Here is an 18,098-nt window from a genome sequence, read left to right as displayed (position 1 = left end):
AGCACCTTTCTCAACTTCTTTCTCGTCGCCGCTTTCGCGCTCTTGGCAACAAGCGCTGGCGCGCAAGAGATCACCATCACCCTCGGGGAAGAGGGCTCGCTGGCGACGCGTTCGATCCAGTTGATCATCCTGATCACGCTGCTCAGCCTGGTGCCGGGGCTGGCGATCATGATCACCTGCTTTCCGTTCATTGTGACGGTGCTGTCGATCCTGCGTCAGGCGTTGGGCCTACAGCAATCCCCGCCGAATATGCTGATCATCAGCCTCGCCTTGTTCCTAACCTATTTTGTGATGGAGCCGGTCTTTACCGAAGCCTGGACGCGCGGCGCGCAACCGCTGATCGAAGGCTCGCTTTCCATCGAGGCGGCGTTTCGCGAGGCGCTGATCCCGTTCCGTGGGTTTATGTCCAACCGGATCGAGCCGGAGACCTTCGAGCGATTGGCGGCGCTGCGCGAAGCGACGGCCTCGACCCCGCTCGCGCCCGAGGCGCCGCTGTCGATCCTGGTGCCGTCTTTCCTGCTGAGCGAGGTCGAACGCGCCTTCCAGATCGGTTTCCTGATCTTCCTACCGTTTCTGATCATCGACCTCGTGGTTGCCGCGGTGCTGATGTCGATGGGCATGATGATGGTGCCGCCAGCCATCGTGTCGCTGCCGTTCAAATTGGCCTTCTTTGTGGTCGCAGACGGGTGGAGCCTGATCTCGGGCGCGTTGGTGCGCAGCTATTTCTGATGCGCTTAGATCAGCCCGACGAGCCAGGCCGAAACCAAAGCGACCCCGGCGCCCAGGAACATCCAGGTCAGGTCGCGCGCCCAGCCGCGCGGCTTTGGTGTCTCTTCAGGATCAGATTGTCGAATCAGGGCGGCCTCGACCATGCCGGGCAGCTTCGGCCCGAACCTGGCCACGACGCGCGCGGTCTTGGTCAGGTCACGCAGCAGGGCTTTCGGGCCGATATTCTCTTTGATGTAGCTCTCGACGATGGGCCGGGCGACCTGCCAGATGTTGATATGCGGGTCGAGCGAGCGCGCCACGCCCTCGACCACCACCATGGTGCGCTGCAATAGAATCAGCTCGGTGCGGGTCTGCATCCCGAACCGCTCGGTCACCTCAAAGAGATAGGCCAAGAGCCGCGCCATCGACACCCGCGAGGCGTCGAGCCCAAAGATCGGCTCGCCTACCGACCGCAAGGCGCGGGCGAACTCGTCGATGTCACGATCCGCGGGCACATAGCCCGCCTCGAAATGCACCTCGGCCACGCGGCGGTAGTCCTTGCGGATGAACCCAAAGAGGATCTCGGCATAGACGCGGCGTGTGTATTCGTCGATGCGCCCCATGATCCCGAAATCCAGCGCAATAATGTCCCCGTTTGGCGCGATCTTCAGATTGCCCTGATGCATATCCGCGTGGAAATAGCCGTCGCGAAGCGCGTGGCTAAGAAACAGCTGCAGCACGCGCTCGGCCAGCGCGGGGCGGTCGTGGCCCACAGCATCAATCGCGTCGAGATCATTGGCTGCGATCCCCTCGGCCCAGCCAAGGGTCATGGCGCGGCGCCCAGACAGGAACCATTCGACCTTGGGCACCTGAAACCCGTCGTCGCCGTCAGTGTTCGCCGCGAACTCAGCCGCCGAGGAGGTTTCCATCCGCAGATCCAGCTCCCCGGCCACGACGCTTTCGAAATGCTCGATCACGTCATGGGGGCGCAAGCGCCGCGACGCCGGGGATAACAGCTCAATCGTGTCGGCGGCCAAATAAAAGGCGTCGATATCCGTCTGAAAGGCGCGCTCAATGCCGGGGCGCAGGACCTTAACGGCCACCGCGCGGCCATCTTCGGCCAGCCGCGCGCGGTGCACCTGGGCGATGGACGCCGCGGCGACGGGCGGCGAGAACTCTGAGAACACCTCGTCCACCGGGCGCTCTAGCTCGGCGGCGACGGTGCGCTTGGCCTCCTCGACGGAGAACTCCGGCAGCTTGTCTTGCAGCACCTGCAACTCGCGGGCCAGTTCTGCCCCGACCACGTCGGGCCGCGTCGACATGAGCTGCCCGAACTTGATGTAGGCGGGCCCCAAAGCGGTCAAAGCCCGGGTCAGCGGCGGACGCGACACGTCGCCCTTCAGCCCCAGCCACTGGAATGGCCAGGCAAGCCCGCGCGCCGCAACGCGGAACGCCCAGGGCGGGTTGAAGGCGCCCATCACCACCGACATCGCGCCGGTGCGCTCCAAGGTCGCGCCGGTGCGGATCAGCCGCCATATGTTATGCGGGCCCCTCAAAGCTTCCAGCCTGAATGCAGTGCCGCGACGCCCATCGAGAGGTTGCGGTACTTGGCCTGCCCAAACCCCGCATCGCGGATCATGCCAAGGAAGGTCTCTTGGTCGGGAAAGCGGCGAATCGATTCGACCAGGTACTGATAGCTGGCGCTGTCGCCGACGATCAGCTTGCCCATGTTCGGGATGACGTTGAAGCTGTAGAGATCATAGAGCTTTTGCAGCCCCTCCTGCGGTATATGCGACAATTCCAGCACCATCAGGCGGCCGCCAGGTCGGAGCACGCGGTAGGCCTCGGCCAGGGCCTCTGCTGGGCGCGTGACGTTCCGGATGCCGAGGCTGATCGTGTAGACGTCGAAACTGTTGTCCTCGAAGGGCAGAGCCATCGCGTCGCCGACAACCCAATCCAAACGGTCGGCCATCTGCACCGCCTCGGCGCGCTGTTGCCCCTCGATCAGCATGGGCTCGTTGATGTCGCAGACCACGACCTCTGCCCCCGGCGCACGCCGCAGGAATCGGAACGCGATATCCCCGGTGCCGCCCGCCATGTCCAACAGGCGCTGCCCGGCGCGGGGCGCAAGCCAGTCCATCATCGCGTCCTTCCAGATGCGATGGATGCCCCCGCTCATTACATCGTTCATAACGTCGTACTTGGACGCCACCGAGGAAAAGACCCCATGCACGCGCCCGGCCTTCTCGGCCTCCGGCACGGTTTCGAACCCAAAATGTGTGGTGCTTTGATCGGTCTCGGCCATTCGCCCCTTGCCCTCGCGCAGAAACTCTCCCTTCTTATAGGGTTGATTGGGGCGGTTACAATTGGCCCCACGGTCGCGGGGGATGTAAGTGCCTGAATTGCCAGAGGTTGAGACGGTACGCTGCGGCCTTTTGCCCGCAATGGAGGGCGCCGTGATCGCCCGCGCCCAGGTGAACCGGCCCGACCTGCGCTGGCCCTTCCCCGAGCACATGGCCGAGCGGCTTACGGGTCAGCGGGTGAACGCGCTGCGCCGGCGGTCGAAATACATCCTTGCGGATCTCGCCTCGGACGAGACCCTGATCATCCATCTTGGCATGTCCGGGCGGATGCTGATCTCTGGCGACCCGCTGGGGCAGTTCCACCACGACCACCCCGCACCTGAGAAGCATGACCACGTGGTGCTGGACATGGAGAACGGCGCGCGGGTGACCTTCAACGACGCGCGGCGCTTTGGCGCGATGGACCTGACGCCGACCAAGGCGGTCGAGCAGCATTGGCTGATCCGCGATCTTGGCCCCGAACCGTTGGGCAACGATTTCCACGAGGACTACCTGAAAGAGCGACTCAATGGGCGCAACACGCCCATGAAATCAGCGCTGCTTGACCAGAAAATCATCGCCGGGCTGGGCAATATCTATGTCTGCGAGGCTCTTTTTCGTGCTGGGGTGTCACCAAAACGCAAGGCTGGGAAGTTGAGCGCGGCGCGTGTCGGCGCCTTGGTTCCGGTCATCCGCCAAGTGCTGCGCGATGCCATAGAGGCGGGCGGTTCGTCGCTGAAAGACTACCGCCAAGCCCATGGAGAGCTTGGATATTTTCAGCACAGCTTTGATGTCTATGACCGCGAGGGCGAGGCCTGCAAAAGCCCCGATTGCGATGCAACTATAAAACGAATCGTCCAGTCCGGACGGTCAAGCTTCTACTGCCCAAAGTGTCAAAGATGACTTGATCCCCGCGCAAGCAATGTTATGGACTCGGTCGGACGCGGAACAACCAAAGGCGACCTCATGGCCTTCAAGACGCTCATCGTCGAAGTAGAAGACCACGTTTCACTCATCAAATTGCACCGACCGGACGCGATGAACGCGCTGAATTCCGAGCTTCTAACAGAGCTGGGAACCGCGCTACGCGAGGCCAATTGCAATGACAAAGTGCGCGTGATCGTGATCACCGGCTCTGAAAAGGCCTTCGCTGCGGGCGCGGATATCAAAGAGATGTCCGAGCTTAGCTTCGTCGAAGTGACCGCCCGCGACATGTTCGGGCAAGTCAGCGAAGATTTCGCGCGCATCCGCAAGCCTATCATTGCCGCGGTCGCGGGATACGCCCTGGGCGGCGGCTGCGAGATGGCGATGATGTGCGACTTCATTATTGCCGCAGACACCGCCAAGTTCGGCCAGCCCGAAATCAATCTAGGTGTGATGCCCGGCATTGGCGGCTCGCAGCGCCTGACACGTTTCGTCGGCAAGTCCAAAGCGATGGACATGAACCTGACCGGTCGTTTCATGGACGCCGAGGAGGCCGAGCGCTCTGGCCTGGTCAGCCGCGTGGTGCCCGCCAAGAAGCTGATGGAAGAGGTCATGACGGCGGCGCAGAAGATCGCCGAGAAATCCGTGCTGCCGACCCGCGCGATCAAAGAGGCGGTGAACCGGTCCTACGAGACAACGTTGCGCGAGGGGCTCTTGTTCGAGCGCCGCATGTTCCATTCACTTTTTGCGGCCGAAGACCAGAAGGAGGGCATGGCCGCCTTCCTAGAGAAACGCGAGCCGCAGTTCCGCGACAAATAGCCGAATCCCCTTGCTAATCGGGCGCGCCCGTCGTAAGCGGCGCGCCTACATGCGCGTGAGGCCCGCCTTGGCCAGATGATGCCGTTGATATTCGTCCGGCCGGGTCGCTTTCGCGTGCGAGATTTTAACAGACCCAAGGACGGGACCCGATAGATGGCAAATTCGCCCCAAGCCAAGAAGCGCGCGCGCCAAAACACGCGCCGCCAAGAAATCAACAAAGCACGTCGTTCGCGCATCCGCACCTATCTGCGCAAGGTCGAAGAGGCGATCGCCTCTGGCGACAAAGACGCCGCGGCCTCCGCGTTGCGCGCCGCTCAGCCAGAGCTGATGCGCGGCGTGTCCAAAGGCGTTCTGCACAAGAACACCGTCGCTCGGAAGATGTCGCGCCTGAGTTCGCGCGTAAAAGCAATCGGTTAAAGCCTGGCTGCTCATTTCGCTCTGGGTGATTCCTCTCAGGGCGACAAAAACGATAGGCGCGTCGACCTCGGCGCGCCTCTTTTTTTGGGATGTGATATTTTGACCGCGAAATCGGCGGGGCGAGTTACGGTTCTGGGATTCTTTCGCCGAAAGCACCGAGTCAAGCGGCATGTTCTGTTGCGCGATCCGCAATCGGCACGCTAGCTTCACGAAGTCGATTCACAACGTCCAACTGGGGGAATCAAGTGAAGCGTCGCCTGATGGTGTCGGATTGCCAGCCGAATTGCCAAGGGCGATAACATGGCCCGACAACGGCCCGCTTTGCTTGGTGTGACTATGACCGGTTCATATTCCGGTTGTAGTTTATGCATGTGGGGGTAGCAAAGCGCCGCGTGGTGTGTTGCATACCTAATTGCCACATTGCCTCCATAACGGCAGCTCTGGTCACGACGCCTATTCTCCGAGCTGGGGGCTCGAAGATGCGTTTGGCATTGCTGTAGTAGGTGTATTCGTGAGGGGACATGGGCCTTGGGACTTGCACCGCCAAAGTGGTGGGAGCGCGGTTTGTTCCAAGACCAATGCCGAATGTGGCGCGTATGAGTCGACAACTTGAGCTCGGGGCACGAGACCGTTTGGGTTTGGCCTCTATAAACGGCGCAAAAAGCGTCGATCGTCAGGACGGAAAGAAAGCGGGTCAAAAGACAGATGGACAACGCCACTTGGGGACACATTAAGGAATCGCTTGCTGGGGCAGTAGGCAAGAGCAACTTCTCAAACTGGATTGAACCGCTTGAGTTCGCGCAGCTCCAAGACGGGGTCGCCACCTTCCACGTACCCACCAATTTCATGGGGGATTGGGTGCAGCGCAACTATGCCGACAACATCCTTGGCGCGCTCACTAAGTCCGGCGCGGATGTGTCGCGGCTGAAATTCGCGGTGTCTTCCGGGGCCCCTCGTCAGCCTGCCGCAAAACCCACGGCCACCCCTCCCGCGCAGGCTGGCCACGATGCTTTCGGCGTGCCCGGCGCCCCGCTTGACCCGCGCTTCACCTTCGAGCGTTTCGTGGTCGGCAAGCCGAACGAGCTGGCCCATGCCGCGGCCAAACGCGTCGCCGAGGGCGGCGAGGTCACGTTCAACCCGCTGTTCCTTTATGGCGGCGTCGGCCTTGGTAAGACCCACCTCATGCACGCCATCGCGCACGAGCTGGTAACGCAACGCCCCGACCTGCGCGTTGTGTACCTGTCGGCCGAACAGTTCATGTACCGCTTCATCCAGGCGCTGCGCGAAAAGCAGATGATGGATTTCAAACAGCTCTTCCGCTCGGTCGACGTCTTGATGGTAGATGACGTGCAGTTCATCGCGGGCAAGGACAGCACCCAGGAAGAATTCTTCCACACGTTCAACGCGCTTGTGGATCAGCACAAGCAGATCATCATCTCCGCGGACCGCGCGCCCGGCGAGATCAAGGACCTTGAGGCCCGCATCAAGTCGCGCCTGCAAAGCGGGCTGGTCGTTGACCTGCACCCGACCGACTACGAGCTGCGCCTCGGCATCCTGCAACAAAAGACCGAACAGCAGCGCGCCGCCCATGGCAACGTGCCCATGGCCGACGGCGTGCTAGAGTTCCTTGCCCATCGCATCTCCACCAACGTCCGCGTGCTCGAAGGCGCGCTGATGCGCCTCTTCGCCTTCGCATCCCTGGTGGGCAAAGAGATCAGCCTAGAGCTGACACAGGACTGCCTGGCCGACATCCTGCGCGAGGCGGACCGCAAGGTCACCATCGAAGAGATCCAGCGCAAGGTCGGCGAGCACTATAACGTGCGGCTCAGCGACCTGATCGGGCCCCGCCGCGTGCGCACCATCGCCCGCCCCCGCCAGGTCGCCATGTGGCTGGCCAAGAAGATGACCAGCCGCAGCCTGCCCGAGATCGGGCGCCGGTTCGGTGGTCGCGACCACACCACGGTGATGCATGGCGTGCGCAAGATCGACGAGCTGCGCGGCACCGACAGCCAGATCGCCGAGGACCTGGAGCTGCTGCGGCGCGCGCTCGAAGCGTGACCTAGATGCCCTTCGGACCCCATATATGGGGTTCAACCCCAAAAAATGACTTGAGCCGGGGCCGGAAACGAGTACGTTTCACCCCCCCGGCACAGGGCAAAGGATCGAGGGCATGAAACTATCCATCGAGCGCGCAACACTGCTGAAAGCAGTCGGCCAGGCGCAGTCTGTTGTCGAGCGCCGGAACACCATTCCGATCCTCGCCAACGTACTGATCGAGGCCGAAGGCGACACCGTCAGCTTCCGCGCGACGGATCTCGACATCGAAGTCGTCGATAAAACCGCCGCCAAGGTCGAGCGCGCCGGCGCCACGACGGTCAGCGCGGTGACGCTGAACGAGATCGTGCGCAAGCTTCCGGACGGGGCGCTGGTGCAGCTTATCGATGACGGCGCCTCGGGGCGGCTCGAGATCGCGGCGGGCCGGTCCAACTTCTCGCTGGCCACGCTGCCGCGCGAGGATTTCCCGGTGATGGCCTCGTCTGAGTATCAGTCGAACTTCTCGGCCAAGGCGCCCGAGCTGCGACGGCTCTTCGACAAGTCAAAATTCGCGATTTCCACCGAGGAAACCCGCTATTATCTCAACGGCGTCTATATGCATGTCGCCGAGGCAGAGGGCGGCAAGATGCTGCGCTGCGTGGCCACCGATGGCCACCGCCTGGCGCGGATCGACAGCGAACTGCCCGCAGGCGCCGAGGAAATGCCCGGCGTGATCGTGCCCCGCAAGACCGTGGGCGAGCTGCGCAAGCTGCTGGACGATGACGACGCGACCATCGCCGTCAGCGTATCCGAGACCAAGGTGCGCTTTGCCACGCCCGAGATCACCCTGACATCGAAGGTCATCGACGGCACCTTCCCCGACTACACGCGCGTGATCCCCGCCGGGAACACCCGCAAGATGGAGGTCGACGCCGCCGATTTTGCCAAGGCCGTGGACCGTGTGGCCACCGTGTCGTCGGAACGCTCCCGCGCGGTGAAGCTGCAGCTGGACGAGGACCGGCTGGTTCTGTCCGTGAACGCGCCCGATAGCGGCAACGCCGAGGAAGAGCTGGCCGTGGCTTATGGCGACGAAAGGCTCGAGATCGGGTTCAACGCCAAGTACCTGCTCGAGATCGCCAGCCAGGTGGACCGCGAGAACGCCGTGTTCCTCTTCAACTCCGCCGGCGACCCGACGCTGATGCGCGAGGGCAATGACACCAGCGCGGTCTATGTTGTCATGCCGATGCGGGTCTAACCCGCCTCAAAGCGGGGTCCCATGACCCGCCTTTGCCTCTCCGAGCTGACGCTTTCGCATTTTCGCTCGCATCGCGCGGCGCGGCTTTCTTTAGATGGCCGCCCGATTGCGCTTTATGGCCCGAACGGTGCGGGCAAGACCAACATTCTCGAGGCGGTCTCGCTCTTCTCTCCCGGTCGCGGCATTCGCCGCGCCGCCGCCGAAGAGCTGATCCGCACGCCAGAGGCTTTGGGTTGGAAGCTGACCGCCGTGCTGCAATCGCTGCACCAGGTGCATGAGCTGGCCAGTTGGGCCGAGCCCGCCGCGCCGCGCCAGGTCACCATTGACGAGAAATCCGCGACCCAGACCGCCCTTGGGCGCATCGCGCGAATGGTCTGGCTGGTGCCCTCGATGGACCGCCTCTGGATAGAGGGCGCAGACGGGCGGCGGCGGTTTCTGGACCGGATCGCGCTTAGTTTCGAGCCTGTTCATGCCGAAAACGCCTTGAAATACGAAAAGGCGATGCGCGAGCGCAACCGCCTCTTGAAGGACCAGGTCCGCGACGCCCATTGGTACGTCGCGTTGGAAAACCAGATGGCCGAGGCCGGCGTTGCGATCCAAAGCAGTCGGCAGCACGCGCTGGACCGGCTGGCAGAGGCGCAGTCAAGCGCCGACACATTGTTTCCAACCGCGGACCTGTCTCTCACGGCCCCGGACGAGACGAGGACGCCCGCAAGGGCCGAGTATTTCGCCGCTGCCCTGGCCGAACACCGCCAAAAGGACCTTTACGCTGGGCGCACGCTCATCGGCCCGCACCGCGCCGATCTGGATGCGACCTACGCCGCCAAAGGGGCCCCGGCCAAGCAATGCTCCACCGGCGAGCAGAAGGCCCTTCTGATCTCGCTGATCCTCGCCAATGCCCGCGCCCTGGCGCAAGATTTCGGCGCCCCGCCCATCGTTCTGCTGGATGAAGTCGCCGCGCATCTTGATGCGACGCGCCGCGACGCGCTTTACGACGAGATCTGCGCCCTTGGCGCCCAGGCTTGGATGACCGGCACCGGCGCGGAACTTTTTGAGGATCTGGGCGCCCGGGCCCAGCGCTTTGAGGTCACCGAGCAAGATGGTACATCCCTGATCAGCGAACGTGGCTAGTCGATGCTGATCCGACGTGCACAGGTCCCATTTGCAGGCTCGGGCAAGAAATCCGCGGCCAAGAACTAGCACCCCCCGACATTCGGGCGTAACGCTGCCCCATGGCGTTCACATTGCTCGATTTAGCGCTCTACGCGGGCGCGCTCTTCATCCTCTTCATCACGCCCGGCCCGGTCTGGTTGGCGGTGATGGCACGCACCATGGCGGGCGGGTTTCGCGCGGCCTGGCCCTTGGCGTTGGGCGTGGCGGTTGGCGACGCGATCTGGCCCTTGGTGGCGATCCTCGGCGTGACGTGGCTGGCGGCCACATTCACTTGGTTCCTTTTGGCGCTGAAATGGGTGGCGGTGTTGATGTTCCTTGTGATGGGCATCCTGGTGATCCGCAGCGCGGGCAAGGCGATTGGCGAGGACAGCCGGTTGACGCGTCCGGGCATGTGGGCGGGGTTTGCCGCGGGGTTGGCGGCGGTGATCGCGAACCCAAAGGCCGCGCTCTTCTACATGGCGCTCTTGCCGGGGTTCTTCGACGTGTCACGGGTCACTTGGGTGGATATCGCGGTGATCATCCCAATCTCGATGGCGGTGCCGTTCTTGGGGAACCTGATGCTTGCGGCGTTTGTGGACCGGATGCGGCGGCTGGTGCGCTCGCCCGCGGCGCTGCGGCGGCTGAACCTCGCGGCAGGCGGGTTGCTGATCGCGGTGGGCTTTGTGATTCCGTTCACCTGAGCGGTTAAATTCTGGGATTTTCATCGAAACTTAGTGATTCGTCCCGGATCATGGATCCGGGTGGGAGCCGCGGCTCGTTTTGCATGAAAACAGACCCTATTGCGGCCAAACAAGCTGTTCGCCCGGCAGGATCTTAAAGGGCAGACGCGCGCCGCTCTGCGCGACCCAATGCAGCTCTTCATCGATCGTAACGATCGGATAGCGTTCCCACGGCTCCGCGCCCCATTGGCTCTCAAAATCACCGTGCTCGCCTATGCGCCATCGGCCCAAAGTCGAGCGCTGGCCCTCAACGGCATATATGGTTTCGCCCGCTGCGGTGAAGTATTGGCGATAGGGGTCGCCGCCCCAGATCCCAAGGACCGTGTTACCGTTCAGTAATTCGGCAATCCGGTCTCCGCGAATGGGGCGTTCTGCGCCCCAGGCGGCCCCGCAAAGACAGGCAATCACTGCCCCAAAAACTATACTCCGCCGCCGCATCTGACCCTCGCGATTTGGGAACCCAAACTACCACAGCAAACGCCTAGCACGGACAGGTTAAGCCAGCCTCTCGACTTGTATGGTATTTGAACAAAATCTAGGCGTTGGGCGTGACATTGCCCCCAGGATTTCGTATATAATCCACAAGAATAAGGGGAAAGCCACGCATGGCCGAAGCAGTCCGGCAGCCCGACGATTACGGCGCCGAATCAATCAAAGTTCTCAAAGGCTTAGAAGCAGTCCGCAAGCGTCCCGGTATGTATATCGGCGACACGGATGACGGCTCTGGTCTGCACCATATGGTGTACGAGGTGGTGGACAACGGGATTGACGAGGCCCTGGCGGGCCACGCCACCGAAGTCCGCGTGAAAATCCACGCCGATAGCAGCGTCTCTGTCAGCGACAATGGCCGCGGCATCCCGGTGGATATCCACCCCGAGGAAGGCGTCAGCGCCGCCGAGGTCATCATGACCCAGCTGCATGCGGGCGGTAAGTTCGACAGCAACTCCTACAAGGTCTCCGGCGGTCTGCACGGCGTCGGCGTCTCGGTCGTGAACGCACTGTCGGTCTGGCTTGAGCTGACGGTCTGGCGCAACGGCAAAGAGCACCGCGCCCGGTTCGAGCATGGCGAGACCGCCAAGCACCTAGAGGTTCTGGGCGATTGCGGCGACCGCACCGGCACCGAGGTGCGGTTCCTGGGCTCAACGGACACGTTCTCTAACCTGGAATATAACTTCAAGACGCTCGAGAACCGGCTGCGCGAGCTGGCCTTCCTCAATTCCGGCGTGCGGATCATCCTGGAAGACGAACGCCCCGCCGAGCCTTTGAAGACCGAGCTGTTCTATGAGGGCGGCGTGAACGAGTTCGTGCGCTACCTGGACCGCTCTAAGCAGGCGATGATCGAGGACCCGATCTTTATCCGTGGCGAGCGCGACGGGATCACCGTCGAGGTCGCCATGTGGTGGAATGACGGCTACCACGAGAACGTGCTGCCCTTTACCAACAACATCCCGCAGCGGGACGGCGGCACGCATCTGGCGGGCTTCCGCGGCGCGCTAACCCGGACGCTGAACCTGTTGGCCGGGCAGTCGGGCCTGGCCAAAAAGGAAAAGATCAACTTCTCGGGTGAGGACGCGCGCGAGGGGCTGACCTGCGTGCTCTCGGTGAAAGTGCCAGACCCCAAGTTCAGCAGCCAGACCAAGGACAAGCTTGTCAGCTCCGAGGTGCGCCCCGCCGTCGAGGGCCTGATGAACGAGAAGCTGTCGGAATGGTTCGACGAGCACCCCGCCGAGGCGCGGATGATCGTCACCAAGATCGTCGAGGCGGCGCTCGCGCGGGAGGCCGCCCGCAAGGCCCGCGAGATGACGCGGAAGAAATCCGCCAATGATGTCGCCTCGCTGCCCGGCAAGCTGGCCGACTGCCAGGAGAAGGACCCCGAGAAGCGCGAGATCTTCCTGGTGGAGGGCGACAGCGCCGGTGGTTCCGCCAAGCAGGGCCGCGCACGCGCGAACCAAGCGGTGTTGCCCCTGCGCGGCAAGATCCTGAACGTGGAACGCGCCCGCTTTGACCGGATGCTGGGCAGCCAAGAGATTGGCACGCTAATCACCGCGCTCGGCACCGGGATTGGGCGCGACGAGTTCGACATCGACAAGCTGCGCTACCACAAGATCATAATCATGACGGACGCGGACGTCGACGGCGCGCATATCCGCACGCTGCTGCTGACATTCTTCTTCCGCCAGATGCCGCAGATCATCGAGGGCGGGTTCCTCTATATCGCGCAGCCGCCGCTCTATAAGGTCAGCCGCGGCAAGTCCGAGGTCTATCTCAAGGACCAGGCCGCGCTAGAGGATCACCTGATCGAAATGGGCATTGAGGGCGCCGTGCTGCGCCTGACCAGCGGCGAGGAGATTGCCGGCGCGGATCTCGCCCGCGTGGTGGAGGCCGCGCGGCAGTTCCGGCGCGTCCTAGAAGCCTTTCCCACACACTATCAACGCAACATCGTCGAGCAGGCCGCTCTGACGGGCGCGTTTGACCCAGGTCGCGCCGACGCCGATTTGCAAGCCGTTGCAGAGGCCGTGGCCGCCCGCCTGGACCTGGTGGCCGAGGAATACGAACGCGGCTGGCAGGGCCGGATCACGCAGGACCACGGCATCCGTCTGTCGCGCATCCTGCGCGGCGTCGAGGAACTGAGGACGCTGGACGGTGGCGTTCTGCGATCCGGCGAGGCCCGTCGCCTAAGCGAGGTCTCCCAGCCAACGCGAGACGTATTCGCAAGCCCGTCCCAGCTGGTCCGCAAAGACCGCGAACAGCCGATCTACGGTCCCATGACGCTATTGCAGGCCATCCTGGCCGAGGGCGAGAAGGGTCAAACCCTTCAACGCTACAAGGGTCTGGGCGAAATGAACCCGGACCAGCTGTGGGAGACCACATTGGACCCAGAAGCGCGCACCTTGCTGCAGGTCAAGATCGAGGACTTCCCAGAGGCCGACGACCTGTTCACCAAGTTGATGGGCGACGTCGTGGAACCCCGCCGCGAGTTCATCCAGCAAAATGCGCTGAGCGTCGAGAATTTGGATTTTTAGGCGCTATAATGTACAAAAGGCGCGGCAGGTGACCCGCCGCGCCCAGCATTACTCGGTGCGGGGAGTTAGTAGCTGGTCTTGATGCCCAGCGAGTCCAGGTGATCGCCGATCTCGTCAGCGTATTCGTCAGTGGCGCCGCCTACAGTGGTCAGCACGGCAATCCCGAGGCCAACGATTGCAGCGGTCAGCACGACCCAGTCGACGGTGACTGCACCATCTTCGTCGCGCGCGAACTTCGTCATATTATCGTACAGTTTCATCGGTCTGCTCCGTTTCTTATGTTTTCATTAACCGACTGCGTCTTTGCACCGGCAAGGACGTTAATGAAGGTTAATTGTGTCCTAAATCGGGACAGTCTGTGCTCAAGCGCGGCAATTATTGCGGAAATGTCGTGTCGGCAACACCCCGCCAGGTTGTGCGACGGGGTGCCCGGTTCATTAGGCCATTGCTTCGGCGCGCTCGGCCTGGATCTTCTCGGCCTCACGCCCGTGAAGCTCTTCATAGTGATCAAAGCGGCTTTCAACCCATGCGGTCCCTTGGGTCATCCCGCTGAGCGCCTGGAACAACTCATCCCGCACCGAGGCAGGCAACAAGGCCCTAAAGATATCCCAGCCCTTGGCGACAGGATGCGGGTCAAAGCCCAAAACCTGCCCCTTAAGCGAAGAGACCTGAGCCACAAGCTGGCCCGAATAGATTGAAGGCACATGGATATCCACGTGCTCGATGGGTTGCAGCAGGACCGGCCGTGCCTCGCGCAGGGCCTCGCGTATCCCAATCAATGCGGCGGTTTTGAACGCGTAATCCGAGCTGTCGACCGAATGGTGCTTGCCGTCCATGAGCGTCACGCCCACATCCACCACCCTGAACCCCAGCGGCCCCTTCGCGAGGCATTCCTTCGCCCCCGCTTCAACCGAAGGGATATAATTGCGCGGCACCGAGCCCCCCTTGACCACCTCATCAAAGCTAAAGCCCTCACCGCGCTTATTTGGGGCTAAAGTGAACACAATATCCGCGAATTGTCCGGCCCCGCCGGACTGTTTGCGATGGCGGTAGCGCTTCTCCACATTTCGCGTGATCGTCTCGCAATAGCTGCCCGCGACCGAGTGATCTGACACAGGGATGTCAAAATCCTCCGACAGCTTCTCGGTCAAACGCCGCATATGCATCGGCCCCTGCAGATGCGCCACCAGATGCCCCGTCTCCTCATCGTGGCTGATGGTAAGACCGGGATCGATCGCCTCCATCTTGGCCAAAGCGCCGGACAGCCGTGCATCGTCGCGGTCATTATCTGGGGTCAATACGCGGAGGAAGCCCGCCGGCAGTCCGCGCGTCCACTCAGGCAACCCCATCGCCTCGGCCTCCGTGTAGCCGTTGCCGGGGTTGAGGTGATCTGACTTAACCGCGATGGCCAGCCCGCCAGGCTCCAACGCAGCGGTGATGGGTTTGCCATCAACGCCATTCAAGGCACCGATCGTGTCGCCACCGATTGTCCCGCCCTGCGCAAGCCCGCCGTTCAGATCGCGCAATAGCACCGACTTGCCGACATGTTTGCGGTTATCGGCATAGACCGCGACGGCGGTCGCCGCGCCGATCCCCAAGCGCTCGGGTATATCGCCCGGGCCAGAGGATTCGTGCCGCAGTGATTTCATCAATCGGAACAGCCCGTTGCCATGCTCTGCCGCGCCCATATAGGCCGCGATGAATGCATTGCGCTGGTGCATCTGGCTGACCAGAGCAAAGACGTTTTCGGGGGCCGGGACTTTGTCTTCGATAAGCTGCTCTAGCAAATCGTCGTCAAAGTCGGCCAAATTTTCTAAGAGTTCAGTGCGCGCTTCGGTTTCCGCGTCGCGCATCGCGTCGGGAAGCTCGATCAAGTTCGACGGCTTGCCCTCTTGGTATTCCCAGGCGCGTTCCGAGATTAGGTCGACAGAGCCCACGATCTGCCCGCCCTCGCGCATCGGGATTTGACGCAGGACAACGGGGCGGCTGGCATAGGTCTGCAGCGCGGCGACGGTGTCGCGCACGCGGGCCTCTGCGGCGTCCATCCGGTTGATGAACAGATAGCAGGGCACGTCTGCTTCCTCGATGAACCGAAGATAAGGCGCGGCCTGGGCGGCACTGTCGGGATCAGGCGCCACACAAAGCACCACAGAATCACTCGCCGCCAGCGCATGCCCCGCCGCACCCAGATTGTCAGCGCCGCCGGCCACATCCAGGGCGGCCCAGGTCTCGCCAATGTAATCAAACGTTCGGAGGGTGAGGCGATCAGAAAAGGCGGTCTCCTGAGAGCCGCCTTCTAGTTCACCGAGAGCCTTGACGAGTGTTGTTTTGCCAGACTGCGAGGGTCCGAGGACCGTGAAGCAACGCATATTTCTCTCCTCCAATCGAGTATAAACCAAGCGCGTGTCGCGCCCTACTCGATCGGAAGCAAAAAAGCGGCTGCTTTTGCCCTCGCCTGTATGTGCTGCCCGGCCCCCGCCGGATTGCCCGATCTGGGAGCCTTGGATTGATGCTCGGTTCAGAAGCGCTTTGCGTCAAGCGTTTTTGCGCGGCACCAATGATTCGCTTTTTGGGGTAAGTGCTGCGCACCCTCCCAATTTCAGTGTTCGGCCAATCGCGCTAATAAAAGCTTAAGTTTCACCCAAACACTGAAATTTTGATCGCCCAGCCTCAGGCGGCCCGCACCTGGTGCACCGCATCGCCACGCAAACGCGCCTCCAGCAGCGCGATATGCTCTGCCCGCAGTGCCTCGACATCCGTCCCCGCGGGCGGATCCGGGTAAAGCCCAAAGGTCGACCCCCAATGCTGCTCGCAATAGACGGGACCCGCGCCCTCGTAGCGGGCATCTTGTTTGTGGGTTGGGATAAAGAAGTGGGACGGGAAAATCTCCCGCTCTCACGACGGGTTGGCGCGGATCGCCTTGGCCAGGAATTTGTTGCCAACAGAGCGCCACGCCGGGCCCAACCGCTCTGACATGCGCCGCCGCCAAGAACGGCGACGCAAAGCGCGGCGTCTTCACCGCATTCTCGCAGACGGTATAGACCGCCTCGCGCGGCCAAAGCCCATCGCCGGGCCGCAACAGAAAACCCCCGCCGGACTGTGTCCGACGGGGCGCAATGCGGGCCGTGAAGGGAGGGAGGAGACCCGCGGCCCTGGTCGCGATTGGGCCTTAGAAACCTGCGCCGATCACGATGCAGGCCTCGCCACCGGTCTGGCTCACATGGCTCGACGCGTTGTTGCCGAACTGGAACACGCCGCAGCTATTGCCGCCGCCGGTCTGGCTGAGGCTGGCGTCGTGGCCGTTGCCATCCTGGTGGATGATGCCGATGTTCCCACCGCCGCCCTGCAGCAGAGCCGCAGCGTTGCCGATGCCGTTCTGGCTGACATGGCCGTCGGTCTGAATGTCGTTGAAAATCTGATAGATCACCAGGCCGGTGCGGATCGCCTGCGCCTCGTCGGGGTTCTTGGCGTCGATCACGAAGTTGATCGAGCCGCCGGCGGTGGCAGGGGCGGCAAGTGCTGTCGCGGCGGCCAGGGTCAGGGCAGTAAGTGTTTTGTGCAATGTCTTTTTCATGGGTCAGGTTCCTTATGAATTGGGTTGGGATCAGAGGTCGAATTGGGGGTCGGTGGCGCAGATCATCTTGATGCCATCAAAGCGCAGGGTCAGCGTGGCCTCTACCTCGGCGCGGCGGCCCATGCTGGCTTGGCCCAGCACTGCAGTGTCACCGGCGCGCACCGAGAAGTTGCCGGATTGGGTAACGTTGGCAGTGTTGGCGCCATGCTTGGCGAACTGCATCTCGTAGCTTCCGTGCACCGTTTCAGTGGCGTGCACCAAGCCCTGATATTGCGGGCCAAAAGCGCCGTCGGTCACCGCGATCTCGCAGGTCAGTGGCAGATCATCGACGTGATGCGCCTGAGTACCGCCGGTGGCCACAAAGACCGCGGCCGCAGCGGCGGCGAGGGGGAGAAATGCGAAAGTCTTGGCCATGGGTCTGTCTCCGGTTTGTCTAGATATGCGCGGCCCGGGTCGGGGCGTGACATGTGGGAGGGAGAGGCCCCGCCCGGGCGCGCCTTGGCGTTGGGTTGCGATTAGTACTGCACGATCACCGAGCTATTGCCGAAGCCCTGCACATCCGTGGACGCCGAGTTGCCGTCGCCATATTGCAGCACGACATTGGTGTTGGCGCCGCCGGTGGTGTTCATGTCGACCGTGTTATTCGTTCCGAACTGACCCGTGGCGTTCAGGTTGTTCCAACCCGCCTGGCTCGAGACCACGTCGTTGTTCACGCCGGTCTGGCCATGCGCCGAGACGTTGTCGGAACCGTCCTGCGTGGCAAAGATGTTGTTGCCAAGGCCCAGCTGATAAAGCTCCATGTGGTTAAAATCGCCGGCCTGGCCGCCGCCGATGCCATTAAGCCAGCCGCTCTGCACGACATTGGCGGTGTTGCCGCCGGCCAATACGGGGGCCGCGCCCAGGGTCAAAGCGGTCAGGGCGGAAAGGGTCAGGGTCTTGAAGGTCATTTTGAAATCTCCGGTATGTGTATGGTTTGGTTGGGTTCGTGTGTTTCAGGTTCAGGTGTTTGGCGGGGATGCCGTGCGGCGTGTTGCCGATGACCCGAACATGGCCCCGACCGGCGATGTCACACAAAAGCACCGGATCGCTATGCGCTGACCGCGCGCCTGT

Annotated in this window: 17 protein-coding genes; 9 read left to right on the top strand and 8 right to left on the bottom strand. The window is 62.4% G+C overall.

The annotated features are described in order from the left end of the window. Window positions 1-42 precede the first annotated feature (42 nt). Window positions 43-729, top strand: coding sequence for a flagellar type III secretion system pore protein FliP (gene fliP, locus AIOL_RS19785; protein WP_235439103.1), 687 nt, complete (start codon window positions 43-45; stop codon window positions 727-729). Between the two features lie 5 nt (window positions 730-734). Here fliP and ubiB read toward each other — a convergent pair whose 3' ends face one another. Then, window positions 735-2,264 carry a 2-polyprenylphenol 6-hydroxylase gene (gene ubiB, locus AIOL_RS19780; protein ID WP_049644564.1) on the bottom strand — a complete coding sequence of 510 codons (1,530 nt, stop codon included), beginning with the start codon at window positions 2,262-2,264 and terminating at the stop codon, window positions 735-737. Continuing rightward, complete coding sequence (gene ubiE, locus AIOL_RS19775) at window positions 2,261-3,013, bottom strand: bifunctional demethylmenaquinone methyltransferase/2-methoxy-6-polyprenyl-1,4-benzoquinol methylase UbiE (protein WP_049644563.1); 753 nt, start codon at window positions 3,011-3,013, stop codon at window positions 2,261-2,263. Before ubiE ends, ubiB begins: the two co-directional genes overlap by 4 nt. Window positions 3,014-3,101: 88 nt before the next feature. Between ubiE and mutM the strand changes: the two genes are divergently transcribed. The 7 genes from mutM (at window position 3,102) to AIOL_RS19740 (ending at window position 10,352) form a co-directional block, all read left to right on the top strand. Continuing rightward, window positions 3,102-3,953 (top strand): bifunctional DNA-formamidopyrimidine glycosylase/DNA-(apurinic or apyrimidinic site) lyase, encoded by an 852-nt coding sequence (mutM, locus tag AIOL_RS19770; RefSeq protein ID WP_049644562.1) that lies wholly within the window; start codon window positions 3,102-3,104, stop codon window positions 3,951-3,953. Between the two features lie 63 nt (window positions 3,954-4,016). Continuing rightward, window positions 4,017-4,793 (top strand): enoyl-CoA hydratase, encoded by a 777-nt coding sequence (locus AIOL_RS19765; RefSeq protein WP_049645564.1) that lies wholly within the window; start codon window positions 4,017-4,019, stop codon window positions 4,791-4,793. A gap of 153 nt (window positions 4,794-4,946) precedes the next feature. Beyond that, window positions 4,947-5,210, top strand: coding sequence for a 30S ribosomal protein S20 (gene rpsT / locus AIOL_RS19760; protein WP_049644561.1), 264 nt, complete (start codon window positions 4,947-4,949; stop codon window positions 5,208-5,210). Between the two features lie 705 nt (window positions 5,211-5,915). Continuing rightward, window positions 5,916-7,268 carry a chromosomal replication initiator protein DnaA gene (gene dnaA, locus AIOL_RS19755; protein ID WP_049644560.1) on the top strand — a complete coding sequence of 451 codons (1,353 nt, stop codon included), beginning with the start codon at window positions 5,916-5,918 and terminating at the stop codon, window positions 7,266-7,268. Window positions 7,269-7,380: 112 nt separating this feature from the next. Beyond that, entirely contained in the window at window positions 7,381-8,499 is a 1,119-nt protein-coding gene (dnaN, locus tag AIOL_RS19750) for a DNA polymerase III subunit beta (protein WP_049644559.1), read from the top strand. A gap of 21 nt (window positions 8,500-8,520) precedes the next feature. After that, window positions 8,521-9,630 carry a DNA replication/repair protein RecF gene (gene recF, locus AIOL_RS19745; protein ID WP_049644558.1) on the top strand — a complete coding sequence of 370 codons (1,110 nt, stop codon included), beginning with the start codon at window positions 8,521-8,523 and terminating at the stop codon, window positions 9,628-9,630. Window positions 9,631-9,731: 101 nt separating this feature from the next. Continuing rightward, complete coding sequence (locus tag AIOL_RS19740) at window positions 9,732-10,352, top strand: LysE family translocator (protein WP_049644557.1); 621 nt, start codon at window positions 9,732-9,734, stop codon at window positions 10,350-10,352. Between the two features lie 96 nt (window positions 10,353-10,448). Here the strand turns inward: AIOL_RS19740 and AIOL_RS19735 are convergent, their stop codons facing one another. Further along, the gene (locus tag AIOL_RS19735; protein WP_049644556.1) at window positions 10,449-10,799 is read right to left on the bottom strand and encodes a hypothetical protein; all 351 of its coding nucleotides are present in this window, start codon (window positions 10,797-10,799) and stop codon (window positions 10,449-10,451) included. Window positions 10,800-10,996: 197 nt separating this feature from the next. Here AIOL_RS19735 and gyrB point away from each other — a divergent pair, with 197 nt between their 5' ends. Then, window positions 10,997-13,414 carry a DNA topoisomerase (ATP-hydrolyzing) subunit B gene (gyrB, locus tag AIOL_RS19730; protein ID WP_049644555.1) on the top strand — a complete coding sequence of 806 codons (2,418 nt, stop codon included), beginning with the start codon at window positions 10,997-10,999 and terminating at the stop codon, window positions 13,412-13,414. A 65-nt stretch (window positions 13,415-13,479) separates the two neighbouring features. On the opposite strand, the gene AIOL_RS19725 is transcribed toward gyrB, so the two are convergent. The 5 genes from AIOL_RS19725 to AIOL_RS19705 form a co-directional block, all read right to left on the bottom strand. Then, window positions 13,480-13,674 (bottom strand): Flp family type IVb pilin, encoded by a 195-nt coding sequence (locus tag AIOL_RS19725; protein WP_049644554.1) that lies wholly within the window; start codon window positions 13,672-13,674, stop codon window positions 13,480-13,482. Window positions 13,675-13,851: 177 nt separating this feature from the next. After that, complete coding sequence (locus AIOL_RS19720) at window positions 13,852-15,783, bottom strand: elongation factor G (protein ID WP_049644553.1); 1,932 nt, start codon at window positions 15,781-15,783, stop codon at window positions 13,852-13,854. Between the two features lie 800 nt (window positions 15,784-16,583). Beyond that, a complete protein-coding gene (locus AIOL_RS19715) occupies window positions 16,584-16,988 on the bottom strand; it encodes a hypothetical protein (RefSeq protein ID WP_049644552.1) in 405 nt (134 codons plus the stop codon). A gap of 30 nt (window positions 16,989-17,018) precedes the next feature. Further along, a complete protein-coding gene (csgH, locus tag AIOL_RS19710) occupies window positions 17,019-17,402 on the bottom strand; it encodes a curli-like amyloid fiber formation chaperone CsgH (RefSeq protein ID WP_049644551.1) in 384 nt (127 codons plus the stop codon). 101 nt (window positions 17,403-17,503) lie between these two features. Continuing rightward, entirely contained in the window at window positions 17,504-17,935 is a 432-nt protein-coding gene (locus AIOL_RS19705) for a hypothetical protein (RefSeq protein WP_049644550.1), read from the bottom strand. Window positions 17,936-18,098 lie beyond the last annotated feature (163 nt).

The organism is Candidatus Rhodobacter oscarellae, assembly GCF_001078595.1.
Lineage (GTDB): Bacteria > Pseudomonadota > Alphaproteobacteria > Rhodobacterales > Rhodobacteraceae > Rhodobacter_B > Rhodobacter_B oscarellae.
The sequence above is the reverse complement of the archived record's forward strand: the minus strand, read 5'-3'. Positions and strand labels throughout refer to the sequence as shown.